The organism is Lentzea tibetensis (assembly GCF_007845675.1).
Lineage (GTDB): Bacteria > Actinomycetota > Actinomycetes > Mycobacteriales > Pseudonocardiaceae > Lentzea > Lentzea tibetensis.
This window is the reverse complement of sequence record NZ_VOBR01000002.1, coordinates 212,258-236,528: the sequence shown is the minus strand read 5'-3', so window position 1 is coordinate 236,528 and position 24,271 is coordinate 212,258. Positions and strand designations below refer to the sequence as shown.

At 70.7% G+C, this 24,271-nt stretch carries 25 protein-coding genes; 14 read left to right on the top strand and 11 right to left on the bottom strand.

The window, feature by feature from the left end:
* Window positions 1–13 precede the first annotated feature (13 nt).
* Window positions 14–1,987: a WD40 repeat domain-containing serine/threonine protein kinase gene (locus FKR81_RS03090; RefSeq protein ID WP_146349351.1), complete on the bottom strand. Its 1,974-nt coding sequence runs from the start codon at window positions 1,985–1,987 to the stop codon at window positions 14–16.
* A 57-nt stretch (window positions 1,988–2,044) separates the two neighbouring features.
* On the bottom strand, window positions 2,045–3,013 hold the full coding sequence (locus tag FKR81_RS03085) for a BTAD domain-containing putative transcriptional regulator (protein ID WP_186762725.1): 969 nt from the start codon (window positions 3,011–3,013) through the stop codon (window positions 2,045–2,047).
* 166 nt (window positions 3,014–3,179) lie between these two features.
* On the opposite strand from FKR81_RS03085, the gene FKR81_RS03080 reads away from it, so the two are divergent.
* Window positions 3,180–3,620, top strand: a complete 441-nt coding sequence (locus FKR81_RS03080; RefSeq protein ID WP_186762724.1) for an RICIN domain-containing protein — start codon at window positions 3,180–3,182, stop codon at window positions 3,618–3,620.
* 35 nt (window positions 3,621–3,655) lie between these two features.
* Here the strand turns inward: FKR81_RS03080 and FKR81_RS03075 are convergent, their stop codons facing one another.
* On the bottom strand, window positions 3,656–4,807 hold the full coding sequence (locus FKR81_RS03075; protein ID WP_146349349.1) for an MFS transporter: 1,152 nt from the start codon (window positions 4,805–4,807) through the stop codon (window positions 3,656–3,658).
* 192 nt (window positions 4,808–4,999) lie between these two features.
* On the opposite strand from FKR81_RS03075, the gene FKR81_RS03070 reads away from it, so the two are divergent.
* From FKR81_RS03070 to FKR81_RS43260, 7 genes are all read left to right on the top strand, one after another.
* Complete coding sequence (locus tag FKR81_RS03070) at window positions 5,000–6,286, top strand: hypothetical protein (protein WP_146349348.1); 1,287 nt, start codon at window positions 5,000–5,002, stop codon at window positions 6,284–6,286.
* 40 nt (window positions 6,287–6,326) lie between these two features.
* On the top strand, window positions 6,327–6,680 hold the full coding sequence (locus FKR81_RS03065) for a hypothetical protein (RefSeq protein ID WP_146349347.1): 354 nt from the start codon (window positions 6,327–6,329) through the stop codon (window positions 6,678–6,680).
* 271 nt (window positions 6,681–6,951) lie between these two features.
* Entirely contained in the window at window positions 6,952–7,923 is a 972-nt protein-coding gene (locus tag FKR81_RS03060; protein ID WP_146349346.1) for a nitrilase-related carbon-nitrogen hydrolase, read from the top strand.
* 2 nt (window positions 7,924–7,925) lie between these two features.
* Complete coding sequence (locus tag FKR81_RS03055) at window positions 7,926–9,263, top strand: pyridoxal phosphate-dependent decarboxylase family protein (protein ID WP_146349345.1); 1,338 nt, start codon at window positions 7,926–7,928, stop codon at window positions 9,261–9,263.
* Between the two features lie 117 nt (window positions 9,264–9,380).
* Entirely contained in the window at window positions 9,381–10,238 is an 858-nt protein-coding gene (locus FKR81_RS03050; RefSeq protein ID WP_222598162.1) for a GDSL-type esterase/lipase family protein, read from the top strand.
* 126 nt (window positions 10,239–10,364) lie between these two features.
* Window positions 10,365–10,955, top strand: coding sequence for a DUF6230 family protein (locus tag FKR81_RS03045; RefSeq protein ID WP_146349343.1), 591 nt, complete (start codon window positions 10,365–10,367; stop codon window positions 10,953–10,955).
* Window positions 10,946–11,788 (top strand): DUF6114 domain-containing protein, encoded by an 843-nt coding sequence (locus tag FKR81_RS43260; RefSeq protein ID WP_186762723.1) that lies wholly within the window; start codon window positions 10,946–10,948, stop codon window positions 11,786–11,788. The genes FKR81_RS03045 and FKR81_RS43260 overlap by 10 nt, the downstream gene beginning before the upstream one ends.
* A 1-nt stretch (window position 11,789) precedes the next feature.
* Here FKR81_RS43260 and FKR81_RS03035 read toward each other — a convergent pair whose 3' ends face one another.
* Genes FKR81_RS03035 through FKR81_RS03025 form a run of 3 tightly spaced genes read right to left on the bottom strand, consistent with a single transcriptional unit; the run spans window position 11,790 to window position 14,328 of the window.
* Window positions 11,790–12,794, bottom strand: a complete 1,005-nt coding sequence (locus tag FKR81_RS03035) for a methyltransferase (RefSeq protein ID WP_146349342.1) — start codon at window positions 12,792–12,794, stop codon at window positions 11,790–11,792.
* A gap of 31 nt (window positions 12,795–12,825) precedes the next feature.
* Complete coding sequence (locus tag FKR81_RS03030) at window positions 12,826–13,716, bottom strand: hypothetical protein (protein WP_146349341.1); 891 nt, start codon at window positions 13,714–13,716, stop codon at window positions 12,826–12,828.
* 24 nt (window positions 13,717–13,740) lie between these two features.
* Complete coding sequence (locus FKR81_RS03025) at window positions 13,741–14,328, bottom strand: DUF4360 domain-containing protein (RefSeq protein WP_146349340.1); 588 nt, start codon at window positions 14,326–14,328, stop codon at window positions 13,741–13,743.
* A gap of 152 nt (window positions 14,329–14,480) precedes the next feature.
* Between FKR81_RS03025 and FKR81_RS03020 the strand changes: the two genes are divergently transcribed.
* From FKR81_RS03020 to FKR81_RS03005, 4 genes are all read left to right on the top strand, one after another.
* Window positions 14,481–14,933, top strand: a complete 453-nt coding sequence (locus tag FKR81_RS03020) for a VOC family protein (RefSeq protein ID WP_235921254.1) — start codon at window positions 14,481–14,483, stop codon at window positions 14,931–14,933.
* A 262-nt stretch (window positions 14,934–15,195) separates the two neighbouring features.
* Complete coding sequence (locus tag FKR81_RS03015; protein WP_146349339.1) at window positions 15,196–15,411, top strand: hypothetical protein; 216 nt, start codon at window positions 15,196–15,198, stop codon at window positions 15,409–15,411.
* 139 nt (window positions 15,412–15,550) lie between these two features.
* Window positions 15,551–16,555: a glycoside hydrolase family 5 protein gene (locus FKR81_RS03010; protein WP_186762722.1), complete on the top strand. Its 1,005-nt coding sequence runs from the start codon at window positions 15,551–15,553 to the stop codon at window positions 16,553–16,555.
* A 126-nt stretch (window positions 16,556–16,681) separates the two neighbouring features.
* Complete coding sequence (locus FKR81_RS03005; RefSeq protein WP_146349337.1) at window positions 16,682–17,389, top strand: S1 family peptidase; 708 nt, start codon at window positions 16,682–16,684, stop codon at window positions 17,387–17,389.
* A 9-nt stretch (window positions 17,390–17,398) separates the two neighbouring features.
* On the opposite strand, the gene FKR81_RS03000 is transcribed toward FKR81_RS03005, so the two are convergent.
* Complete coding sequence (locus FKR81_RS03000; RefSeq protein ID WP_146349336.1) at window positions 17,399–17,911, bottom strand: DinB family protein; 513 nt, start codon at window positions 17,909–17,911, stop codon at window positions 17,399–17,401.
* A gap of 66 nt (window positions 17,912–17,977) precedes the next feature.
* On the opposite strand from FKR81_RS03000, the gene FKR81_RS02995 reads away from it, so the two are divergent.
* Window positions 17,978–21,007: a BTAD domain-containing putative transcriptional regulator gene (locus FKR81_RS02995; protein WP_235921253.1), complete on the top strand. Its 3,030-nt coding sequence runs from the start codon at window positions 17,978–17,980 to the stop codon at window positions 21,005–21,007.
* Between the two features lie 15 nt (window positions 21,008–21,022).
* On the opposite strand, the gene FKR81_RS02990 is transcribed toward FKR81_RS02995, so the two are convergent.
* The 4 genes from FKR81_RS02990 to FKR81_RS02975 form a co-directional block, all read right to left on the bottom strand.
* Window positions 21,023–21,796: an ABC transporter permease gene (locus tag FKR81_RS02990; protein ID WP_146349334.1), complete on the bottom strand. Its 774-nt coding sequence runs from the start codon at window positions 21,794–21,796 to the stop codon at window positions 21,023–21,025.
* Window positions 21,793–22,746 carry an ATP-binding cassette domain-containing protein gene (locus tag FKR81_RS02985; RefSeq protein WP_146349333.1) on the bottom strand — a complete coding sequence of 318 codons (954 nt, stop codon included), beginning with the start codon at window positions 22,744–22,746 and terminating at the stop codon, window positions 21,793–21,795. Before FKR81_RS02985 ends, FKR81_RS02990 begins: the two co-directional genes overlap by 4 nt.
* Before the next feature lie 78 nt (window positions 22,747–22,824).
* Window positions 22,825–23,343 carry a hypothetical protein gene (locus FKR81_RS02980; RefSeq protein WP_146349332.1) on the bottom strand — a complete coding sequence of 173 codons (519 nt, stop codon included), beginning with the start codon at window positions 23,341–23,343 and terminating at the stop codon, window positions 22,825–22,827.
* Between the two features lie 30 nt (window positions 23,344–23,373).
* Complete coding sequence (locus FKR81_RS02975) at window positions 23,374–23,688, bottom strand: DUF192 domain-containing protein (protein ID WP_146349331.1); 315 nt, start codon at window positions 23,686–23,688, stop codon at window positions 23,374–23,376.
* A gap of 45 nt (window positions 23,689–23,733) precedes the next feature.
* On the opposite strand from FKR81_RS02975, the gene FKR81_RS02970 reads away from it, so the two are divergent.
* The gene (locus FKR81_RS02970; protein ID WP_146349330.1) at window positions 23,734–24,267 is read left to right on the top strand and encodes a hypothetical protein; all 534 of its coding nucleotides are present in this window, start codon (window positions 23,734–23,736) and stop codon (window positions 24,265–24,267) included.
* Window positions 24,268–24,271 lie beyond the last annotated feature (4 nt).

The window sequence follows — 24,271 nt, the reverse complement described above, 5'->3', positions numbered from 1 at the left end:
CCGCCCGCACCGGTCAGCGGGGGAGCTTCCAGATACGGATGGTCTTGTCGTCGCCACCGCAGGCGATCCTGGTTCCCTTGGCGTCGAACACCACCGACTGCGGATTGCCGGCAGCGCCGATCAGGACGGCGCGGATTCTTCGGGACGCCACGTCCCAGAGCTGGATGGTGTTCCCCAAGCCCCAGGCGGCAACGGTTTTGCCGTCCGGGCTGAACAGGACGGACGCCAGAGTGATGTCCTCGGTCCGGTCGAAGACCGCCTTGCTCTGCCCCGTGGCGACGTCCCAGAGCCTGAAGCTGTTCTTCCCATCGGCGTCGGGCACCGCGAGTGTCTTCCCGTCAGGCGAGAAGGACACGTCACTGCCGGTCGCGTCGTCGATGGCGCGGACGGTGCGTCCGGTCGCCGGGTCGGACAGCCGGACCTCCGTGCCCTTGACCCCGCCGTTGGCCAGCAGCGCGCCGTCCGGGCTGAACACCACGTTGCGCCCTCCGTCGCCGTCGGGCAACCCGATCTTGACCTGTCTGCTCGACACGTCCCACAGCTTGATCGAACCGGTGTGGGTCACGCCGGCCACGGTCTTCCCGTCCGGGCTGAACGCGAGTGACTTCATGATGGAGCGGCTCTGGTCGAGCGGGCCGACGAGCTTCCGGTCCGCGACGTTCCACAACCTGGTGCTGTCGCCGAGGAAGTTCCCGCCCGCGGCCAGCAGCTTGCCGTCGGGGCTGAACGCCACGGCACCCGCCGAAGCGCCACCGGTCCCTGGTGGGCCGACGAGAGTGGCCAGGGGTTTCCCGGTTGCCGCGTCCCACAACCGCACTGTGGGAGCCTTGTCGAGTCCGCCGTCGCCGCTCGCGAGCATGGAGCCGTCCGGGCTGAACGCCACCGACGTGATGCGTTCGTCGTGCCCGGTCAACTGGATGTGCTCGGTGATCTCGATCGGCCTGCCCGGCTCGGCCGGGGCGCTCGTGCCGCCCTGCCCGGCTGCGACGTCCTTCGCCGGGGCACCGGTCGAGTTCTCGTTGGGAGACGCCCCGGACGCCTCGCCCGAATCCTTGTTCTTCAACAACAGCACCGAGGAGATGCCGATCGCCGCGAGCGCACCGCCGCCCGCGAGCAACAGCGTGCGTCGGGGCACACCGCCCCGGCCACCCTTCGACTCGGCCGCCGGTAGCGGCGAACCCGTGCCTGCCAGGAGGTGCGCGACCTGGTCCGCGGTGGCGCGCTCGGCCGGATTCTTGCGGAGCAACGCGTTCAGCACTCCGGTGAGGCGTCCGGCGCGCTGCGGAGGCCGCGGTTCGCTGGTGAGCAACGCCGCCAGCGTCGCCATGAAGTCCGGGCCTTCGAAGGGAGGCCTGCCTTCCAGGGCCGCGTACAGCGTGGCACCCAGCGACCACAGGTCGGTCGCCGGCGTGATGGGCGCGCCGGTCCCCTGCTCGGGAGCCATGTACGCGGGCGTCCCGATGATGGTGCCGGATGAGGTCAGCTGGACGTCGCCGGTCAGCCTGGCGATGCCGAAGTCGGTGATCACGACCCGGTCCCCGGACAGCAACACGTTGGCGGGCTTGAGGTCTCGGTGCACGATCCCGGCCTGATGCGCGGCCCGCAACGCGGTGAGCATGGCCGTACCGATGTACGCGACCTGTTCGACGGGCAGCCCGCCCTGCGTCCGGATGACGTCGGCCAGCGACCCGCCGCGGACGAACTCCATCACGATCATCGGCGTGCTGTTGTACTCGACGACGTCGTGCACGGTGACGATGCCGGGGTGGTTGAGCCGGCCGGCGAGCTGCGCCTCCCGCATCGCGCGCTGGCAGAGCATCGCCCGCTGTTCGCCGTCGAGCCCGGCGGGCAGCAGCAGCTCCTTGATCGCCACCTCCCGGCCGATCAACTCGTCACGGCCGAGCCAGACCCGGCCCATTCCACCGGAGCCGATCACCTGGGCCAGCCGGTACCTCTGGGCAACCAGAATTCCTGTCGCGTCGGTCACGGGGGTGCAGCTTAGGTGTGATCGAGCGCCCGCAAGTGAGAACCCCTCAATCAGAATTCATCCGTCGAAAATGGACATACGAGGCGCACTGTTCGTTGCATGTCGACTGCGCGTCCACATCGGACGGTACGGCGGCCGGGTGCGCACCTCCTGGCGCAACACGCGCAGGTGCGCGTCCCGCAGCACCGGGCCGGGATGCACGCCGAGCTCGCGGTCGAGCCTGTCCCGAAGCCGCTCGTACAGCTCCAGCGCCACGCCCTGCTCACCACATCCCGCCAGCGCCAGCATCAGCCGGGCGTGCAGCTCCTCGTGCAACGGCTCGTCGGGCACCACCGCCTCCAGCCGGTGCCGCGCCTCCTCGAGCCGCCCACCGGTGTCCGCGTGGTCGATCGTCACGGCCACCCGCTGCCGCGCCAGCGCGAGCGCCGCGGGGTGCTGGCGCACCCGGTCCGGCAGGTCCGCCAGCACCGCGCCGCGCCAGCAGTCCAACGCCCGCGCGTGCTCCCCCACCTCCACAAGAGACGTGAACCGCGCCGTGTCCAGCCCCACCCGGTCACCGTTCAACCGGTAGCCCGCACTCGACGCGGCGTCGACCGCACCACTGCCGAGCACCTTGCGCAGCCGGGAGGCGTGCACGTAGATCAGGTCCCGGCAGGTCCGCGGCGGGTCGTCGCCCCACAGCACGTCGATGATCTCGTGCTGCGGCACGACCTCGTCGGCCCGCAACGCGAGCAACGCCAGCAGGCTGCGCTGCTTCGTCCCCTCCACCGCCACCTCAACGGACCCGCGACGCACGACGAGCGGCCCGAGCACCGAGACGGCGACCCCGCACGGTTCGTCCAGCCCGGTGGCCGCGGCGAGCACGCGCAGCGAGGCGGGGTGCGGCCGGCACACCTCACCGCACTCGATGCCCCGGACGGTGCGGACACTGACACCTGCCTCGGCGGCCAGCTGCCGCTGGGTCAGCCCTGTCCTCTTCCGGTACGCGCGCAGGGCGGCGCTGAACACCGCCAGTTCCTGATCCACGATGACGCTCCCCCATGCGGTGATATTGCCTCCCACGGCAATCGTCGAGACCGTACTTGGCAACATAAGCGCAGGTCACGCGCTATATCGCCGCGAGAAAGGTTTTCGAAAAGGTCCCCTCCCTAGGTTCGTCTGCGGTAGTGATCTCCACAGGAGGGGCCAGCTCATGAGAAAGATGTTCGCCGCACTGGCGGCGGTTCCGTTCACGTTGACCCTGATGTCGTCCACCGCCTCGGCGACCGAGGAGGACGTGGTTCAGACGTTCCAGAACGTGTACACGGGAGCGTGTGTCGACGACAGCTCCTACGGTCTGCGCGGCTACGGCTGCAACGGCAAGGTCTTTCAGGACTGGACTGTCCACGTCTGGAACGACGGGACCCGCCAGTTCCGGAGCAGGGCCACCGGCGAGTGCCTCTACGACGACGGGTACACGCTGGACACCAGGCCCTGCAACTCGTCGCGGGAGCAGAGCTGGTACGTCGACAAGAACAACGGTGGCGCCCAGTTGCAGAGCCAGGCCACGCTCGAATGCCTGGACGACAGCTCGTGGGGACTCCGCACACTTCCGTGCAGCCCGAACTGGAACACCCACCAGCGTTTCAAGTGAAACTCGGTGCGGGGCGGCCCGTCCGCCCCGCACGGTCACCGGGCCGTGGCGAACGCGCGCATCGCGAGCGCGCCGACCAGCGGGCCCGGCACGAGCAGGAGGAACGCGTACCGCCACCCGACGGCGTCGGCGAGCACGGGTACGAGCTGGATGCTCACCACGGTGAGCGCGAAGCCGATCGCGGTCTGCGCGGTGAGCGCGGTACCGACGTACCGAGGGTCGGCGGCCTCGCTCAGCGACGCGGAGAACACCCCGGAGTCGGCGATCACCGACGCGCCCCACACGACGCAGAACACCAGCAGCACGACCGGACCGGCCAGGAACGCCAGCGGTGACAGCAGACAGCAGGTGCCGCTGACCGCCAGTGCCGTCACCGCGGCCGGGGAGCGGCCGAAGCGGTCCGCGCCCCAGCCGCCGAGCAGGCACCCGAGGAAGCCCGCCACCCCGATGACCAGGAAGACCACCGTCCCGGACGCCACGGGTGAGCCCGCGGCGAGCAGGAACGTCGGAAGCCACGTCCAGAGCGCGTACAGCTCCCACATGTGCCCGAAGTAGCCGAGGTTCACCAGCCGCGGCCGCCGGGACAGGAACATCCGCACGGCGTACCGCGGCTCCGGCACGAACGACGCCGCCAGGTGCGGGCCCGGCCGCACCACCCACCCGGCGATCACCGCGGCCAGCAGGCCGACGCCCGCCGCGGCGACGAGCACGCCGCGCCACGGCAGTCCGCTCAGCCCGGAGATCACGTGCGGCAGCGCGGACCCCAGGGTGAGCGCGCCGACCAGCACACCGAGGGCACGCCCTCGGCTCGCGGACGACGACCAGGACGCCATCAGCTTCATCCCGACCGGGTACACACCGGCCAGCGCGACGCCGGTGAGGAACCGCAGCGGCACCGCGCCCGCCATGCCGTCCACCACCAGTGCCAGCAGGAGGGTGCACGCGGCACCGGCGAAGGCGCTCAGCGCCAGCAGGTGGTGCGGCCGCACCCGGTCGGCCAGGTTGAGCGCGGTCGAGCCGACCGCGCCGGTCACGAAACCGAGCTGCACCGCGGCGGTCAGCCAGACGGCGGCGTACGCGCTGATGCCCCACTCGTGGCGCAACGTCGGCACGACCGCCGACATCGAGAACCACACCGCCAGGCCGAGCACCTGGACCACCGCGATGGCCGTGCGTTGCGTGATCATGTGTCTGGGATGGTCCCGGCGGCACGACACCCTGTCAACGCTTCCCACGACATGTGAGCAGGCCTCACCGATCCACAGTGGACTCAGCGAAGACGAGCAGCGCTCGGAAACCTTTCCCACACTGCGGACCTGAGATCGCGCGTCTTCACGCGACTCCGTCAACGCACCATCATCGTTTTCGTGCTCATGTGCGTGAACGAGTGGACACTGCGCCGGTTTCCGGAGCTCAACCAGGCGATCCTGACGGGCGAGCCGCACCCCGCCGATCTGGTCCGGGCGTTGCGCGCGGAGGTGTTCCCGTCACTGCCCGAGCCGGACGCGTGCGACGAGACGCGAGCGCGGCAGATCGTCACCCTGCTGGGCATGTGGGGCTCGGCGTGCGTGCGCCACCACGTCCAATGTGGACTCGCCAGCGCGACGGACCCGCGCGCGGTTTTCGACGCGCTCGACGTTCGCGGCGAACCGTTCCGCTCCTACTTCGCCAGGGTCGCCGTCCGCACGGGCACCGGGCATCCGGACCGCGACACGTACGTCTCGTACTTCCACTGGAACCCGCCCGCGATTCGCGTGCACTGGAGCGGGGTGACGCGGACAGCGCCGGGCGCGTTCGGTGACGGCGAGGTCCGCACCTACACCGGCGACCCGCGAGAGCGCGAGCTCGTGCTGTTCGTCAAGACGGCCGAGGCCGTGGAGAAGGCGGCCAACGAGACCGTCGAACCGCTCACCCGCGACTTCACCGGCGACGCGGTCGACCGCATGGTCGCGGGCGCCGGTCTGCTCAACGCGGTGCACCGGATCTTCGCCGAGTTCACCCGGCTCCCGCCGGACCGCGCGATGAACGCCGAGTTCTTCAGCGACACCTGGCGGCAGTACACGAACCACTGGGAGCCGGGTGACTTCCCGCCCAGCGGCGTCGCGGACACCGAGTTCCTCGCCCGCGACCTCGTCCTCGGCATCGACGTGCCCGACTACGCCTCCCACGTCCGGCACGTGCACCCCGCGCTGCTGCCCGCCGACCGCGGCCGCCTCACCAGCTTGATCGGACGCGTCCCGCTCCCCACTCAGATCCTGCGGCGTCTGGGCATCACCCGGTTGCCGACCGACACCGGCGACCTGCTCGCACTCGCCACCGCGCACCCGGAGCTCGCCGCGTGCTACCTGCTGCTCGCCGAGAACGTCCGGGTCGCCTCGACGCACCTGAACTTCACCAAGCGATACGTCTTCGACCTGCGACGGGATCGCGACGCCGCAGGCGTGCCCGACACTCCCGTGGTGAGCGGCCGCGCCGGCAGCACCGGTATCCCGGAGGCGATCCTGGAAAGACTCAAGCGCGGGCGGCGCAACCATCCGCTCACCGCGTTCGAACGCGTGCCCCGGTCCGCGCTGACGGCGATCGCGGGCATGCCGCCGGCCCCGCCGCTCGGCGAGGTCGTCAGCGTGGCCACCCCGACCGACGACTGGACGTCGTCCCCCGCCTGAGCCGCGCCATAATGGCAAGGTTCCGCGAGAAGGAGGACCAGTGGCACGAGTACTGGTGGTCGGCCTCGACCCCGCCAAGATCGAGGGCTGGGACCCCGAGCCGGTCCTGGCGGCGATAGCCCGCGGTCAGGCCCGTTTCGACGATCTCGGCATCGACGCCGACCTGTGCCTCGTGACACTCGACGAGAACCCCGAGGGAACGATCGCGGAGGCGTTGACCCGCGAGGACTACGCCTGCGTGGTGATCGGGGGCGGCATCCGCAAGCACGAGCCCTTGCTCGAGCTCTTCGAGAAGGTGGTCAACCTGGTCCGGCAGCACGCGCCCGACGCGGCCATCGCCTTCAACAGCGGTCCTGACGACAGCGCGGACGCGGCCCTGCGGTGGCTGCGCTAGCGATCCCGCGCACGCCTGCGTCGACCGTCCAAATGAGACCAAACATCCCGGCGGGGATTTCCTTCGGGAGAAGTGCTGGACGTCACCCGGATTGTTGTTTGAGCACGAACATGTTCTCGCTCCAGGCAAGTCGCCGACCCGCGAGCCGACCCGCGACGAGCACCGTTCACCCGGCCGTGTCCCCTGTGGACCACCAGGGTTCACTGCGTGACGTCCCGTATGGAGACGGAGCCTTTGGCTTTCATCCTGCCACGCCTTAACTTTCGCCCTCATGGAGCACACAACAGACCCGTCGCGCGGACGGCTCGGCGCGCCGATCCGCGTACTCACCAAGCTCAGCCCGCAGGTGCCCGCGGCGGGCACCGGGCTGCGCCTCGCGCTGTTCCAGGGTGAGGGCCAGGCCGGCGCCGAGTCGGCGAAGAAGGCGAACCTGGACCGGGCCGCCGACGCCGTCGAACGCGCCGCCGACTTCGGCGCGCACCTCGTGGTGCTGCCGGAGATGTGGACCACGGGCTACAGCCTGGACGACGGCGTGATCCGCGCGCTCGCCGAGCCCGCCGACGGGCCGTCCGTCGAGGAGGGCCGCCGGATCGCGCGCGAGGCGGGCACCGGTCTGGTGCTGCCCTTCCCCGAGCTCGACCCCGCGACGGCCCGCGTGTACAACGCGGCGGCGGTCATCGGCGCGGACGGCACGCTGCTGCACGTGCACCGCAAGACCCACCTGTACGGCCAGTTCGAGCGCGACGAGTTCAGCGCGAGCGACGACCTGCCGGGCATCGTGGAGATCAACGGCATTCGGGTCGGCACGCTGATCTGCTACGAGACCGAGTTTCCCCCGCTGTACCAGCACTTCGCGGAGCAGGGCGCCCAGGTCGTCGTCGGCCCGACCGCGGCCGACGGCACGTACCGGCTCGCGGACGACCGCATGTCGCACATCCCGTACCCGGACATCACGCGCCACCAGATCCCGGCCATGGCGTGCTTCTGGGGCCTGTTCGTCGCGTACGCCAACCGGCGCGGCTGGGAGCGTCCGGCGCGCTGCACGTACGACTTCCTCGGCAACTCGGGCATCTGGGGTCCCGACGGCGAGGCGATGGTGGCGGTGACCGGTGCGGACAAGATGGTCGACAGCCTGCTGATCGCCGACTGCGTCCCCGCCACGCACCCGCGCTTCTCCCCGGAGGGCGACCGCGTGCGGGACAACAGGTTCCGCCTCGCGGCGACCATGAGCCCCGCAGTCTGACGATGGACGACCTGCTGTCGTTCGCACGGAGCTACGCGGACGAGTACTACCAGCACCGCGACACGGCACCGGTCCGCCCGACCACCGACGCGCAGCACCTGCGCGCGGTGCTCGGCGGGCCGCTGCCCGTGGCGGGCACCGACGCGATGGAGACGTTGCGCCTGCTGACCACCCACGGCCAGGCGGGCGTCGTCCCCTCCACCTCCGGGCGCTACTTCGGTTACGTGATGGGCGGCGCGCACCCGGTCGGCGTCGCCACCGACTGGATCACGTCGGTGTGGGACCAGGGCGGCACGATCCACGAGACGACCCTCATCGCGTCCGTGGTCGACGACATCTGCGCGGACTGGGTCGTCGACCTGTTCGGCCTGCCCGCGCACACCAGCGTCGGCATCACGTCCGGCTGCGCGCTGTCGAACCTCACGGCGCTCGCCGCGGCCCGCCACCACGTCGGCGGCGGGGACGTGCTGGTCAGCGAGGGCTGCCACGCCACGGTGCACCGCGCGCTGCGCCTGCTCGGCCTGGCCGACCGGGTCCGGCGCGTGCCCGTGGACGACCAGGGCCGGATGCGCCACGACGAGCTTGAGACGCTGCTCGGCGAGTGCGACGGCCCGCCGATCGTCTGCGGCCAGGTGGGCCACGTCGACACCGGTGCGAGCGAGGACGTCGAGCGCGTCGCCGCACTGACCCACCGCCATCAGGGCTGGCTGCACCTGGACGCGGCGTTCGGCATGTGGGCGGCTGCCAGCCCGGTGCTGCGCTCCCGCGTGTCCGGCCTGCACCTGGCGGACTCCTGGGCCACGGACGCGCACAAGTGGCTCAACGTGCCGTACGACTGCGGCATCGTGCTGACCGCGCACCCCGCCGCGCATCGCGCCGCACTGCACTGCCGCGCGCCGTACCTGCTCGACGACGAGCTGCCGCGCCGCGACCCGTTCGACTACATCATCGAGTGCTCGCGCCGCGCCCGGTCGCTGGCGTTGTGGGCGACGCTGCGCCATCTCGGCACGGCCGGTGTGGCGGACCTGGTGGAGCGGAGCTGCCGCCAGGCCGCGCACATCGCGGGCGCGCTCGCGGCGGCACCGGGCGTGGAGGTGCTCAACGAGGTGGTGCTGAACCAGGTCCTGGTGCGCTTCGGGGATTCGGACGAGCACACCGATGACGTCATCAGCTTCCTGCACGAGAGCGGCGTGGCGTTCGCGAGCGCGACGACGTGGCGCGGGCGCCGGGCGTTGCGCATCTCGGTGTGCAACTGGCAGACGACGGTGGCCGACTGCGACGCACTCGTCGGCGTGCTGCTGGCAGGCCACAGTGGACAAGTCCGCGATCTGACCGGGTGACGGCTCAACGCCACATCTGAGCGGTCTGTACCGTCGAAAGCCGGGACGGCCACATCTCGGACGAAAGGGGCCGACGTGCCGAGATGTCGGCGACGGACACTGATCGGGGCGCTGCTGGTGACGCTCGGAGCGTGCACTGCGACGCCGGCTCCCGCTCCCCCGGCCACGACGACGCCCCCGGCCAGCAGCACCCCGCCCGGTGAGCGCGTCTACGTGTCGCTGGGCGACTCGTACGCGACCGGGTACCGGCCGGCGCAGGCCAGCGGCACCGGCGACAGCTTCGCCCACCTCGTCGCCACGCGGTCGGGTATGCGGTTGATCAACCTCGCGTGCAGCGGCGCCACCTCCGCGCAGATGCGCGTCGACCCCGGCTGCGCTCCTGGCAACCGCGCGCCGGGCGGACCCGATCCGGCAGGCCGCACCCAGCTCGACGCTGCCGTGCAGGTGCTGCGCGAGAACCAGGGGCGAGTGGGCCTGGTGACGGTGGTGATCGGCGGCAACGACCTGGCACCGTGCGCGACGGCGCCGGAGCCGCTGGTGTGCACGTCCCGTGCCGTGGAAGAGATCAGGGCCAACCTGGCCGCCGTGCTGCCGGCACTCCGCGCGGCCGCGGGCGACGCCCGGATCGTGGGGCTGACCTACCCGGACGTGTTCCTCGGAGCGTGGGTGTCCCCCGACTTCCGGGACGGCAAGAACCTCGCCCAGCTGTCGGTGACGCTGTTCCGCGACGTCTTCAACGCAACGCTCAAGGCCGAGTACGAGAAGGTCGGGGCCGAGTTCGTCGACGTCACCGCCACGACCGGGGGCTACGGGCCGCTGACGGACGTGACCCAGGACCCGACCTACGGCCCGATCCCGACACCGGTGGCGAAGGTGTGCGCGCTGACGTACTTCTGCCAGCACACCGACGTGCATCCCACGCCGGCCGGCCACGAGGCGATCGCGTCCGCGGTGCTGGCGACCACCGGCCGCTGATCACGCGCATACGGCACCGCACACGAAAAGTGAGCAATGCTCACTCTCCGGGGTGGTTTCTAGACTGCAACGGCTCGTTTTCCTGTCCCGCACCGGCATTGTCCGAACTGCCAGGGAAGGAGAGCCATGGGAAGAACTCGCTGGTCGAGGTTCGTCGGTGTGCTCGGCGCCGGTGCCGTTGGTGCCGGGTTTCTCTTGTTCGGCATGTCGCAGGGAGCGCTGGCGGCCTCGTTCGCGGTCTCCGGCAGCAGTTTCAAGGTGTCGGCGGACGGCTTGCGCGGTGACGGGTTCGTCCAGTTCGGCAGCGTCGACGCGGGCTCGGGGCAGGCGCACGCGGTGGCGGTGAACGGGTTTCGCAAGGCGACGCTCGACTCGTTCTGCCAGTCGGTCTTCATGGGCAGCCTGCCGCTCGTCGGCGACGTCACCATGAAGATCACGGCGGCGGGTAACGGCAGCATGACGGCCGACAACCTCGTCGTCGGACTGACCGATCTCAACGGCGACCTGACGGTCACCAACCCGCAGATCGGCGTGGACGCGGGTCAGGTCGACAAGGGACCGGAGGGCCTGAAGGGCACGCCCGGCGCGTTCGCGCTGCAGGCCGACAGCGCGGTGATCGGGTCGGCGCGGCTGGTGGCGTGGAGCACGACCGCGCAGACGATCAGGTTCAAGGGCCTCGGCCTGTCCGTGCGCCAGGGGAAGCAAGAGTGCTTCTGACCGCGTGGCGCGCGTTTCTGCGGTGGCGGGCGGGCAGGCCCTTCGGGGCAGGCCTGCTCGTGACCGCTGCGGCATTGGTGATCCTCTTCCCTCCTTTCGCGAACGTGCGGCTGGGCGACGTGGTCATCTCGATCAGGACCATCGGTGGCGTTTCGGCGCTGCTGATCGGTGTCCTGCTGTTGATCTGCGCGTGCTCGCTCTGGCTGCGGCCGCAGTTCAGGCTGCCCGCGGGCGCGATGGCCGTGGTGCTGTCGCTCGTCGCGCTGGTGACCACGAACCTCGGCGGCTTCCTGCTCGGGTCCGTGCTCGGCCTGCTCGGCGGGGCGCTGGCCGTGGCGTGGACGGACCAGCCCCGCACACCGGTGGCCGGTGTCGCGGTGATCGCGCTGCTCCTGCTGCAGCCTGGCCACGCGGCGGTGACGCGGGAGTGGACGCTCACCGCGAGCAGACTGGACATCGAGGGCCTGCGCTACACCGGGATCGTCGACTCCGTTGTGGACGGTCGCGTCGTGAAGGTGCTGCGGTTCACCGCTTCCGTGCTGCGGGCGCGCGACCTCGTGCAGACCGGCGACCTCGGCAACGGCGCGAAGATCGTGACCCGCGCGGCGCCCGGTGCCGTGTCGACCGTGTCGCGCGGGCGGATCGAGCTGCTCGTCGTGCGGTTGCGGGCCAACCTGAACGTGCTCGGCGTGAAGATCCCCGTCGACTACTCCGCGAACTCACCGCCGCCGCTGATCGTGCCGTTCGTGATCTTCACCGAGGTGACGGTGCGGGCGACGGACCTGAAGGGCGGCGTGCTGCACGTTCCCGGTGCGGCGATCTCCGTGACCTGAGTCAGTCCGCGACGCCGAACTCCAGTGCCGTCCGTCCTTCGGCCACGGGACCTGAACCGCGGAGCGCGAGCCCGCAGCCCGCGGCCAGCCCGGCGAGCTCGTCGACCGTCCTCTCCCTGCCGCCGAAGCACACCAGCATGAACAGGTCGAACGCGGTGCTCGCGCCCTGCCCCCGCACCGGCTCGATCACCACCACGGTGCCGTTCGGCGCGGCGGCCCGGCGGCACCCGGTCAGGATCTTGCGGGCGTGGTCGTCGTCCCAGTTGTGCAGGATGTCGGACAGGACGTAGGCGTCGGCCCCCGCGGGCAGGGGGTCGAAGAAGCTGCCGGCAACGGCGCCGGCCCGGTCATCGAGCCCAGCCGCCGCGAACCTGCCGGCGGCAGCGGCCGCCGCCGGAGCCAGGTCCAGCAGCCGTCCGCGCACATCGGGATGGGCGTGCAGGATCGCGGCGAGCACCGGACCGTCGCCCCCGCCGACGTCGAGGATCTCGGCGAACCGGCTCCAGTCGAAGCGTTCGGCGATCTGCGGCGCCTGCACCTGGAACCGCCAGTTCATCTGGGCGTCGAACGAGCGCCGCAGCTCGGGCTCGGTGTCGAGGTCCGCCCAGAACTCGCGCCCGTACCGGTGCGCGTAGGCAGGTGCGCCGGTGGTGATCGTCCCGAGCAGGTCGACGAAGGCGAGGTCCGCGCGGCCGCCCGCGCAGTTGATGTCGAGCAGGGGCTTCACCCCTTCCGGGGAGTCCTCGCGCATCTGGGCGCCCAGGCCCGTGGGGCGATAGCGGCTCGACTCCGCGTCGAGGTCGAACACGCCGACCTCGACCAGGTGGTCGAGCAGGCGTCGCAGTGCAGGCGCGGAGGTCCCCGTCTCGGCCGCGAGCTGCTCCGCCGTCGCTCCCGCCCTCCCCGCGCGCTCCGCCAGGCTGAGCGTCGCGGCCACCCGGATGGCCATCGGGGTGGCGAGATCGGCCATGGCTCGAATCGACGGCGCCGCCGCAGGAAGATCCATTGGCCAAGGCTAGCCACGCGCCCCAGCCATTTCATCGAGCGAGCATCGCGACGGCGGCCTCGTCGAGTTGGCCGAGCAACTCGCTCGGGCGCAGCACGCGGCGGCACCCGTCCAGCTCGGCCGTCATCGTCCACCGCTGTTCGGCCGACGTGATGACGGCGAACCGGGTGTGCCGCGCCGTGCAGTCGAGTGCGGGCCCGGCGTTCTCCAGCGCGTCGGCCAGCCGGTCGTCGTCCGCGCGGCCGACCGCGCGTCCCGACACGAAGCGTCCGCGACCGTCGGAGGTGGCCACGTACTCGCACACGCGCAGGTGTGCGGGCCGCAGCCACACCGTCTCGGCGGGCCCCGGCGCGCGTGGCGTGAGGAACTCGTCAGCCAGTTCGTCCTCGCAGCCGAACTTGGTGGCCTCGCTGAACATCTGCTCGTCCAGCCGTTCGGACAGCGCGCGGAACGGCAGCGACTCCAACGCGGGGAGCACCCCGTCCGCCGGCCCGCCGTCGCACCAGTCCGCCGGCACCGTCGGCACCAGCACCCCGCCGTCGCGGTCGACGAGCGCGAAGTGGGGCACGGGCGCGAAGCCCGGACCGCACCCCATCCCGGCGACCGGCTGCTCCGTCGGCTTGCGCAGCTCGCGGAGCAGCGCCTTCGCCGTCGTGTCGGCCCGTTCCACGACCGTGACGCGCCACCGGCCGTTGCCGGGGATGTCGCGGATCTCCTCACGGCACCGCAGCACCCACGCCGCCTCGAAGCTCGCGGGGATGCCACCGCTGCGCGGCCTCTCCCCCGCGGCAGGGCATTCGGCCTTGCCCCACACCGGATCCGCCGCCGCCTCGAACGTCACCTCACCGCTCAGCGCGGTGCTCGCCGAGAGCGCGATCGCCAGGGCGAGCAACAGGAGGCGCATGTGCTGTAGACGCGACATGCGCACCCCTCGGTTCCAGCGCGCCTACGAGCAGCGCTTCCACGTGAAGTGATGTTCGGTCATGGGGCTGTCGGTCGCCAAGTAGCTGCTCTTCGCCGGGTTCGAACTGCCGAGGCTCACGCGCAGGTCCGTCCAGATGGAGACCAGGCTCGTCTGCCCGCACGGCAGCCCCGGCCCGTCGGGGTCGATCCGCTCCCAGTAGTCGTCGTCCGGTCCGGTGAAGCCGTAGCTGGTCTCGTGCTGTTCCCCGCCCTGGAACACGTGCGTGAACCGGGCGGTCGCCGTGGCGCCCGGTTCGAGGTGCACCCAGCCGCGGTACACGGCGGGGGCGAGTGCGTACGTGTAGCCCTGCGGCGCGTGGATGCGGAGCATGGACCGGCAGTTCTTCCGGGCGTCCGTCGGTCTCGCGGCGCCGCCGACCCAGACGATGACCTCGCCGTGGTCGAGGGTGAACCGGGAGTTGTCCGCGGCCACCGACACGACGGTCCCGCGCCCGCAGCCGTTGCCGGAGATGGTCACGACGTCGATCGGGACTCGTCCGGGCGGAGGTGGGTCGGCGTGCGGTGCGACGAGGGTGGCCAAGGCGAGTGCGGAGACCGCCAGCAGATGCATGACATGCCTTTCTGCGTCATGCGGCGGCGGTGACTTGAGAGCGTATCGCCGGGCCGCTGCACGGGTACCGGCAATGCGGCTAGGGCGGGTGTCGAAAGCGCCGGTCACAGCCACCCGTTGCTCTGCGGCAGGGGTAAACCGCTACTTCAGCGATGGATGTGGCCAGTACGGTGTGGCTGCGGCCGGTGATCGCGTGCAGCGGCGGTCACGGAGACGGACGCGCGGATGCGAAGGAGCGAATGGTGCCAGGCGCTGTACTGCGAGGGGTGACTCTGGACTGTGCCGACCCGCAGACGCTGGCGGGCTTCTACGGTGCACTGACCGGGATGCGCGAACTCTTCAGCACGGACGAGTTCGTCGCTCTGACGGACGACTCCGGCTGTGATCTGGGATTCCAGCGGGTTGACGGATACCGGGCTCCGCGGTGGCCGGGCCAGGACGTGCCACAACAGTTCCACCTGGATTTCCGCGCTGACGACCTCGACGCGATGGAAGAGCTGGCCCTGGAACTCGGCGCGGCCAAACCGGACCATCAGCCCGGCGACGGACGCTGGCGGGTACTCCTGGATCCGGCTGGCCACCCCCTCTGCCTGACGTCTTCCTGACATCACCGGCGTTGACAGGTATCCCCCGTCAGACGCGGTAGCGCTCAGGCTTGGGCGAGCGGTTCATCAGCTGCTGGCCGCCCCGGAGATGGCATGGCGTCAGATGTGCTGGTCACAGCCACTCGTTGATGGCCGCTACCAGGGCGGTTGCCCTAGCTGCGACCGAACCGATCAGGAATCGAGAAGCGCCGGTCAGCGAGCCGCACCTAGCGTGATCGCCGTGGACATCGCGTCCAGCACCGTCGTTCCGAGGAGGTCTCCCTTGAACAAGTGGACTCGACAGATCCACCGCTGGCTGTCCATCACTTTCACGGTGACGGTCATGGTCTGCTTCGCCGCACTGGCGCAGGAGGAGCCCGCCGCCTGGGTGTTCTACCTGCCGCTGCCGCCGCTCTTCTTCCTCCTGGTGTCCGGCCTGTACCTGTTCGCTCTGCCGTACACCACCAAGTGGCGCACCAGGCGACGCACCGCTTCGTGATCTTGACATTCCTCGAACATCCCTCGAACCAAAGGTGAGCCTGAACCCGGCATCGTTGTGCCCCGAACGACTTCCGACTGTGAGGGGCGATGACGTGAGGTTGACATCGGCAAGCAGACCTCGACGCAGGAGAGCCGCGGTGGGCCTGATCACCGCCGCTCTGCTGCTGGCCTGCGGCACACCGGCCAGCACGGCGAGCGCGCTCGCGCCCGGCCGTCTGTCGGTCTCCGGCGCGCAGGTGCTCGATCCGAGCAGGAACCCGATCGTCCTGCGCGGCTACAACTGGGGTCAGTGGGGCACCGTGCAGCCGCAGGACCCCGGCGACAACGCGGCCGCGGGCGCCAACTCGGTGCGGATCCCGTTGCGGTGGTGGGGTGTGTGGAAGGACGGCGTGGACAGCCGTGACCCCGACGCGCCGGGCCACATCGATCCGGACCACCTGAAGGTGCTCGACCAGACCATCGCGCAGGCGAGCAGCAACCACCTGTGGATCACGTTGTTCGTGGACTCGAACTACGGCCAGGGCGCGGGTGACAGGCCGGACAACTTCTGGACCAACCCCGAGATGAAGCAGCAGTTCGTCGAGGTGTGGCAGTTCCTCGTCCGGCGCTACCTGCGCACGCCCTACATCGGGGCGTTCGAGATCCTGCCCGAGCCCAACCCGGCCGGGGTGAGCGACGACGGGGTGCGGGAGTTCTACGACTCGATCATCCCGGTGATCCGCGCCATCGACCGGCGCACACCGGTCGTGGTCGGCCCCAACGACAACTACAACCTCAACCGCCTGCCCGCCGCACACACCACAGTGGACTCGAACGTCATCTACACCGGCAACTACTTCATCTTCGACAACGCGCTGAGCCGGATCCCCGACATCCTGGACTTCCAGCGCCGGTTCGACGCCCCGGTCTGGATCAACCAGGTCGGCATCCCCAGCGGCAACACCGACAGCAAGCCGAAGGCCCGCAGCGTGCTGAGAGCGTTCAACGACAACGGCATCGGCTGGGCGTGGTGGACCTACCGGATCAGCGGCACCAACCCGGACACGCACGGGATCTACTACCTGGACGCCGCCGACCCGGACCACTGGCTGGTCAAGAAGGACTGGCTCGCACTGGTGAACGGCTTCCTCCCGCAGACGTGACCGACCCCGCGGCGCGCGGATCTTAGCCAGTGCGCGCTACTCCGTACGGGTCTGTTTTTCCGGTCGTTGCAGGGGATTCCGGTATCGCACAAGACTGGGATCCCCTGCAACGAAAGGAAGAACCTGATGCGCAAGATGCTGTTCGGAGCGGTGGTCGCCTGCCTGGTCGCCCTCAGTCCGCCCGCGGGCGCCGACGTGAACCCGTCCATCGTCGGCGGCCGGGACGCGACCGAGAAGTACTCCTTCGTGGTTCACCTGGGCGGCTGCGGCGGAGTCCTGATCCACCCGCAGTGGGTGCTGACGGCGAAGCACTGCCTCGGCCTGGCACCGGTCGGCAAGTCGCTGCGGGTCGGCTCGATCGACCGCACCGCGGGCGGCACCATGGCGAAGGTTGTCCGTGCGGTCGGGCATCCGACGAACGACCAGGGTCTCGTGCAGCTCGCCGCGCCCGTGTCGCACCAGCCCGCCCCCGTCGCGGCGTCGGCAGCCGTCGGCACGCCGATCCGGCTGCTCGGCTGGGGCCGCACGAAGAGCCCCGGTCCCTCGCCCTCACCGACGATCCTGCAGGAGGTGGACACGAAGGTCGTGACGAGTCCCGAGAACTGCAGGCCGGACCCGGCGAGGATCTGCACCGACAACCCCGACGGGTGGCGAGGCGCCTGCTCCGGTGACTCGGGTGGCCCCGCGGTGACCAGGACCCGCACCGGGTGGGAGGTCGTCGGCACGACGATCGGTCAGCGCTACGTCGAACCGTTCAAGTGCGCCAACGTCCCCCAGCTCTACTCCAACGCGCCCTTCCACCGGGACTGGATCAAGAGCGTCATCGGCTCCTGAGGTGGTCCCTCAGTAATAGCCCTTCTGACCGTCGAGAAGCTCCCGGATGGTGTCCAGGTGACCGACGTGCCGGGCGGTCTCCTCCACCATGTGGATCAGCATCCACCGCAGGTTGGCGGCGGCGGAACCGAAGTCCGGGTGCTGACCGGTCTCGTCCAGTGCATGCGCGGCGACGATCTCGTTGGACAGCGCGCACTGCTTCGCGTACTCGTCGAGCAGCTGAGCGAGAGCGACGCCGTCGACCATCATGTCGCGGTCCTCGACGCTCTCGTCGAACTGCGGTCCCTCCGCCGGCCTGCCCAAGAAGAGCACCTCGAACCAGCAGTGCTCGACCCAGCGCAGGTGGGAGACCACACCCGCCATCGTCATCAGCGGCGAGGTCTCGAGCACCGGCCGGTGGGCGTCCGCTTCGGACAGTCCGTCGCACTTCCAGTGCACCAGGGCGCGTTGCAGATCCAGCCAGCCGACGAGCTGGGTCCGCTCGTCTGCCGCGAAGGGAGGACGGGTACGGGGAGGCATCATGCGCGCCGACGCTACGGGGTTTCGGCCAGTCCGTCGCGCGGGTTCTGGAAAGCTGGACGTGTGCGCGTGGCGTTGCTGGGCCCGACGAGGGTGGAGGCCGACGACGGCACACCGGTCGACATCGGTGGTGCCCGGCTCCGCATGCTCCTCGCCCGCCTCGCACTCGACCCCGGCCGTCCCGTCCCGGCCACCACGCTCATCGACGACCTGTGGGGCGACCAGCCGCCCGCGGACGCGCAGAACGCGTTGCAGTCGCTGGTCTCGCGGCTGCGCAAGGTCTGTCCGGCGGTCGCGCTGGAACCCGGCGGGTACCGGCTCGAGATCGCCGCCGACGACGTCGACGTGTTCCGGTTCGAACGACTGCGGGCCGCGGGCCTGCTGGACGATGCGCTCGGCCTGTGGCGCGGCGACGCGCTGGCCGACGTCCGGGACGCGCCGTTCGCGCTGGTCGCGGCCGCGCGGCTGGACGAGGCGCGCCTCTCCGCGGAGGAGGACCGGTTCGCGGACGGCGACCTCGACGTCGCCGAGCTCACCGCGATGCACGAGCGGCACCCGCTGCGGGAACGGCTGGCCGGGCTGCTGATGCGGGCGTTGTGCGCGCGAGGCAGGCAGTCGGAGGCGCTGCACGTCTACGCGGAGGTCCGGCGGGTGCTCGCCGAGGAGCTGGGCGTCGACCCGTCCCAGGAGCTGCGGGACGTCCAGCTCGCGGCGCTGCGCGGAGAGCTGGGACCGCGGGCCGTGGTCGACCGGTTGCCGGTGCGGCTCACCAGCTTCGTCGGGCGCGAGGACGCACTCGCCCGCGTGGCCGAGCTGCTCGGCGGGTCGCGGCTCGTGACCCTGGTCGGGCCGGGCGGGGCCGGCAAGACGAGGCTGGCCACCGAGTCCGCGGCCCGGCATCCCGCGCACGCCAAGGGCCGGGTGTGGTTCGCGCCGCTGGCGGGCGTGCGCGCGGCGGAGGACCTCACCGTCGCCGTGCTGGGCGCGTTCGAGCTGAGCTTCGCGGCCGATCCGATGCGCCGGTCGGCCGACGGGATGAGCCGGATCGTCGAGGTGCTGGCGGCCGGTGAGTCGCTGCTGGTGCTGGACAACTGCGAGCACCTGGTGGACGCGGCCGCCGAGTTCACCACGACGCTCCTGCGGCGCGTGCCGAACGTCCGCGTGCTCGCGACGAGCCGGGAACCGCTCGCGATCGACGGCGAGTCGTTGTGCCCGGTCGGGCCGCTCGCGGTGCCCAACGGGCAGACCGACGTCGCCGGGTTCGGCGCGGTGCGGCTCTTCCTGGACCGGGCGACCGCCGTGCGGCCGGGCTTCCGGCTCGACGAGTCCACCGCGGACGACGTGAAGCAGATCTGCCGCAGGCTGGACGGGATGCCGCTCGCGCTGGAGCTGGCGGCCGCGCGCCTGCGGTCGATGACGGTCCGGCAGATCACCCAGCGCCTGGACGACCGGTTCCGGTTGCTCACCTCGGGCAGCCGCACGGCCCTGCCGCGGCAGCGCACGCTGCGCGCGGTCGTCGAGTGGAGCTGGGACCTGCTGACCGACCCGGAACGCGAGCTCGCCCGGCGTCTCGCGGTGTTCCCCGCGGGCGCCGACCTCGCGGCGATCGAGGAGATGTGCCTTCCGGACGCCTTCTACGTGCTCACGTCACTCGTCGAGAAGTCCATTGTGGACGTCAGTGAGCACGGCGAGCCGCGGTACCGGATGTTGGAGACGATCCGGGTCTACGCGGCCGAACAGCTGGCGTCGTCCGGGGAGAGCCGGGAGATCACCGCTCGCTTCCGGCGGTACTACCGGGAGCTCACCGACCGGTGGGAGCCGCTCACCCGCACCGCGAGGCAGATCGAGGCGATCAACGTCTACGAGGCCGAGCACGACAACGTGGTGGCCGCGTTGCGCGGCGCGATCGACGACGGTGACGCGGAGCTGGCGGCGGGCCTGCTCGGCGGCATGTTCTGGTACTGGCTCGTGAAGGGCGACAGCAACCGCGCGTCGGCGTCGATCCGCGAGGTCCTCGCGTTCGGAGACCGGCTGCCCGCGGACATCTCCGCCGCGTTCGGCGCGCTGCGGCTGATGATGGACGCGGTGCCGGGCACACCGCCGAAGGACGAGGCCGCGGCCGCTATCGAGGACTGCGTGCGCACCGGTGCGATCACGAGCTTCCCCGCACTCGGCATGGTCCTGCCCATGCTCGCGTTCCTCAGCCAGCACAAGGAGCTGGCGTACCGCGAGGTGCGCCGGGCTGCGAAGAGTCCCGACGCGTGGACCCGAGCGGGCGCGGACTGGGCGTTGAGCTTCATCCTCAACGAGGACAGCGACCTCGACGGCGCCGAACAGGCCCGCGACCGCGCGTACGAGGGGTTCGCCGCCGCCGGTGACCGCTGGGGCTCGGCGATGACGCTGGGGATGAAGGCCCGCAGCGTCTCGGAGACCGGCGACAACCGCGCGGCGATCGCGCTGTACGAGCAGGGCCTCGCGCTGGCGCTGGAGCTGGGCTCGCAGGACGACCTGATCCAGCACCAGTGGCGGCTCGCCGTCGAGCACGCCCGGCTCGGCGACCACGCCGCCGCCGCGCGGGTGGTGGACGAGGCCGAGCGGTTCGTCCGGGAGATCGGCAACGACGAACTGGCGGCGATGGTGTTGTACGCCAAGGCAGAGGTCCGCCTCAGCTCCGGCGCGCCGGCTGACGCGCACGAGCTGAGCGTGCGCTTCAAGCAGGCCGCGAGCACGTTGTCGCTGCCGAGCGAGTTCGCCGCGGAGTGGGCGGCGACGCTCGACGCGCGCATCGCGCTCGCCGAGGGCAGGTACACCGACGCCGAGGAGGCCGTCGCGGTGGTGATCACGACGACCTCCGCACGCGGTGACATCCCGGACCTCGCCGCCACCACGGAACTGCTGGCCCAGATCCGGCACGCGCAGCAGGAGAACGACGTCGCCGCGCGGCTGCTCGCGCTGGCCCGGCTGGTGCGCGGCAGGCTCGACCTCGGCGACCCGGCCGTGCGGCAGCTCGTCGCCGAGCTCGGTGACCCGAAACCCGTTGACCTGGCGAAGAAGCAGGCCGTCGAAGAGATCCGCCGGGTGGCGGGCGTCGAGGACTGACGCCCGCCACCACGGTCAAACGCGCTTGCGGTAGGCCAGGGTCGCCAGCGGGAAGAACACCGCGACGGCGGCGACCATCCAGACCACCGAGCCCGCGAGCGGTCCGGCCACCGGGCCGCCGTTCAGCAGCCCGCGCAACGCGTCCGCCAGCAGGGACACCGGGCTGATGTCGGCCCACGCCCGCAGCCAGCCCGGCATCGTGGAAGTCCCGACGAACACGTTGCTGCCGAACGTCAACGGCATGATCAGCACGAACATCATGCCCTGCACCGCACCGGGGGTCTTCAGCAGCATGCCGACGAACACCGACGCCCAGCAGAAGCAGAGTCCGAACGCGAGCACCAGCGCGATCGCGATCACCAGCTCCACCGGGCCGGTCTGCACCCGGTACCCCATGATCGTGGCGACGACGAGCAGCACGACGACGCACATCAGGTATCGCACGACGTCCGCGAGCACCGCCCCGACCAACGGCGCCGAGCGGGCGATCGGCATGGAGCGGAACCGGTCGAACACCCCCTTGGAGACGTCGGTGTTCAGCTGCACGCCCGCCGTCATGCTGGCCTGCAGGATGTTCATGACCATGATCCCCGGCACGAGCATCTGCAGGTAGTCGTCGGTGCTGGACGCCAGCGCGCCGCCGAACAGGTAGGTGAACATCACCAGGAACACGATCGGCGCGATCGTGACGTCCGCCAGCTGTTCGGGGTTCTTGCGGATCTTCAGAATTCCTCGCCAGGCCAGCGAAAGCCCGTGCTGCAAGCCCTTGTCCAAGGCCACCGCGCTCACACCAGGCTCCCTTCTTCGGCCTTCCTGCCGGTCAGCGCGAGGAACACCTCGTCGAGGCTCGGCAGCCGCAGCGCCAGCTCGTCGGCGGTGATCCCGGCCTCGTCGAGTTTGCGGACCAAAGTGGACAGCAGCACCGGATCCGAGACGGCTGCGGTGAGCAACCCGGTGTCGTCGTCGCGGGTCGGCCGCATCCCGGTGAGGTCACCGAGAATCCGTTGCACTGCATCGAGATCGGCCAGCGACGTCGGCCGCACCTGCAACGTCTGCCCGCCGACGCGCCGCTTCAGCTCGTCGGCACGCCCTTCGGCCACCACCCGGCCGTGGTCGAACACCGTGATCGTGTCCGCGAGCTGGTCGGCCTCCTCGAGGTACTGCGTGGTGAGCAGCACGGTGGCCCCGTCCGCGACGAGCTTGCGCACGACCCGCCACACCTCGTTGCGCGCGTGCGGATCCAGCCCGGTGGTCGGCTCGTCGAGGTACAGCACGGCCGGGTTGCCGACCAGGCTGGCCGCGAGGTCGAGCCGTCGCCGCATGCCCCCTGAGTACGTGCGAGCGGGCCGTCCCGCGGCCTCGGTGAGCTCGAACTGCTCCAGCAGCTCGGCCGCCCTGGCCCGAGCCCCCGCTCGTGAGTGGTCCAGCAGGCGGGCGATGAGCACGAGGTTCTCCGTCCCGGAGAGGTCCTCGTCCACCGACGCGTACTGCCCGGTCAGTCCGATCAACGACCGCACCCGCACCGGGTCCTTCACCACGTCGTGGCCGCCGACCGTGGCGTGCCCGGCGTCCGGCCGCAGCAACGTGGCCAGCACCCGCACGGCCGTGGTCTTGCCCGCGCCGTTGGGCCCGAGCACACCCACGACCTTCCCCACCGGCACCTCGAGATCCACCCCGTCGAGGGCTTTGGTCTCCCCGTAGTGCTTGACCAGGCCTTCTGCCCTGATCGCTAGCGACATTGTGCGTTCCTCCCTGTGTCGGGACGAACTGTCCACGGTGGCGCTGGCAGGGCGCGCACAGCGAGCTGTCAGCCGCTGTCAGGCCAGCCACACGATCAGGACGGCGACCAGCACCCAGTGGAACAGCGCGGCGACTCCGAGCCGGGCGATCGGCCCGCGGGCGAGTGCCACCGCGAGGCCCGCGCTGGCGGGGACGGCCAGCAGCCCCACGAGGAAGTACGTGAGCGGCAACGGCCACAGCCCCTCGGCCACCGGGTGGTCACCGGCGGCCGTCACGAAGTAGGTGGCGATGAGGCCCAGGATGAACGCGCAGAGGTGCGCGGCGTACCTCGGCGCGACGAGGAGGAGCGCGGCGGGCAGTGCCGCCAGCGCCCAGCCGCTCAAGGCGAGCGGCAGGGCGTAGCAGTCCGCGGGCCCGCAGTACAGCGTGCCGAACAGTGCGCCGACGGGCACGTGGGCGAACCCGCCGATGATCACGCCGGCGAGCAGGAAGCCGAACGCCAGCCAGACGACGCCGTCGTACGTCTCTTGTTCGGGGTTCTCCCTGCGCATGCGTTCCCGATGCGCGCGTCGTCGTTCACCGAGGTCCACGACCATCAGACGCGCGGTGGCCGGGTTTTGTGCAGTTCAGCTGGTGATTCCGTCGACGTGCAGGGTCGCGCCCGCCACCAGACCGAAGCCCGCCAGACGTCCCCTCGGCACCTCCACGGCGTAGCGGTACGACCGGGGCGGCGGATGGCCGGGACAGTCGGCCCGGTCGCCGCAGGGCTCCATGTCGGCGGTGAACACGACGCGGCCGAGCGCGTCGAGGTAGGCGATCGACAGCGGCATCGGGGTGTTGCGCATCCAAAGTGAGAGCGTGTCCACGACGCAGCGGCACGTGCCGATCGGCACGTGACCTCCGGCCAACGCCGGGTGCGGACAGGCACTGATGGCGGGCACTCCGCGGCTCCTACGGTCGGGCTGTCCCCGACCCCAGGAGTCCCCATGTTGTCGCGATTCAGCGCGGTGTCCGGTGTCCTGCTCGGCCTGTCGATCGCGGTGCCGGGCGCGATCGAGGCGTTCACCGGCGAGACGGCCTCGACCAGCCTCGTGCTCGGCATCGGCGCGGCGTTCGGCGCGCCCGCCCTGCTCGGGTTCCACGAGCTGCAACGCGAGAGATCCGGGAGGTTCGGCGCGTTCGCGTTCGCGGTCAACCTCGTGGGGCTCGGGCTGTTCACCGGGGTGGCGTTCACGCTCAACGTCACGCTGTTCTTCCTCGACGGCGTCACCGTGCCCACGACCACCAAGGCCGTGCTGCTCGGCAGTGCCGTGGTGTTCGTGGTCGGCACCGTCCTCTTCGGAGCGTCCATGGTGCGCGCCAAGGTGTTCCCCGCCCTGCCCTCGTGGGGCTATCTGGTCGCGCTCTCGCTGATCGCCGTGCTCGCGCCGCTGCCGGACAGCGTGTGGACGAGCGCGCTGCACGTGCTGGGCGGCGCGTCGCTCGTCTGGCTGTCGGCGGTGCGCTGGGCGCGGCCGTAACGTG

Coding starts and splice junctions, on each gene's coding strand:
- FKR81_RS03080 (WP_186762724.1), top strand. CDS start 3,180: ATGAGAAAGATGTTCGCCGCACTGGCGGCGGTTCCGTTCACGTTGACC.
- FKR81_RS03075 (WP_146349349.1), bottom strand. CDS start 4,807: ATGATCACGCAACGCACGGCCATCGCGGTGGTCCAGGTGCTCGGCCTG.
- FKR81_RS03060 (WP_146349346.1), top strand. CDS start 6,952: ATGGAGCACACAACAGACCCGTCGCGCGGACGGCTCGGCGCGCCGATC.
- FKR81_RS03055 (WP_146349345.1), top strand. CDS start 7,926: ATGGACGACCTGCTGTCGTTCGCACGGAGCTACGCGGACGAGTACTAC.
- FKR81_RS03045 (WP_146349343.1), top strand. CDS start 10,365: ATGGGAAGAACTCGCTGGTCGAGGTTCGTCGGTGTGCTCGGCGCCGGT.
- FKR81_RS03035 (WP_146349342.1), bottom strand. CDS start 12,794: ATGGATCTTCCTGCGGCGGCGCCGTCGATTCGAGCCATGGCCGATCTC.
- FKR81_RS03030 (WP_146349341.1), bottom strand. CDS start 13,716: ATGTCGCGTCTACAGCACATGCGCCTCCTGTTGCTCGCCCTGGCGATC.
- FKR81_RS03025 (WP_146349340.1), bottom strand. CDS start 14,328: ATGCATCTGCTGGCGGTCTCCGCACTCGCCTTGGCCACCCTCGTCGCA.
- FKR81_RS03020 (WP_235921254.1), top strand. CDS start 14,481: ATGGATGTGGCCAGTACGGTGTGGCTGCGGCCGGTGATCGCGTGCAGC.
- FKR81_RS03005 (WP_146349337.1), top strand. CDS start 16,682: ATGCGCAAGATGCTGTTCGGAGCGGTGGTCGCCTGCCTGGTCGCCCTC.
- FKR81_RS03000 (WP_146349336.1), bottom strand. CDS start 17,911: ATGATGCCTCCCCGTACCCGTCCTCCCTTCGCGGCAGACGAGCGGACC.
- FKR81_RS02985 (WP_146349333.1), bottom strand. CDS start 22,746: ATGTCGCTAGCGATCAGGGCAGAAGGCCTGGTCAAGCACTACGGGGAG.
- FKR81_RS02980 (WP_146349332.1), bottom strand. CDS start 23,343: ATGGTCGTGGACCTCGGTGAACGACGACGCGCGCATCGGGAACGCATG.
- FKR81_RS02970 (WP_146349330.1), top strand. CDS start 23,734: ATGTTGTCGCGATTCAGCGCGGTGTCCGGTGTCCTGCTCGGCCTGTCG.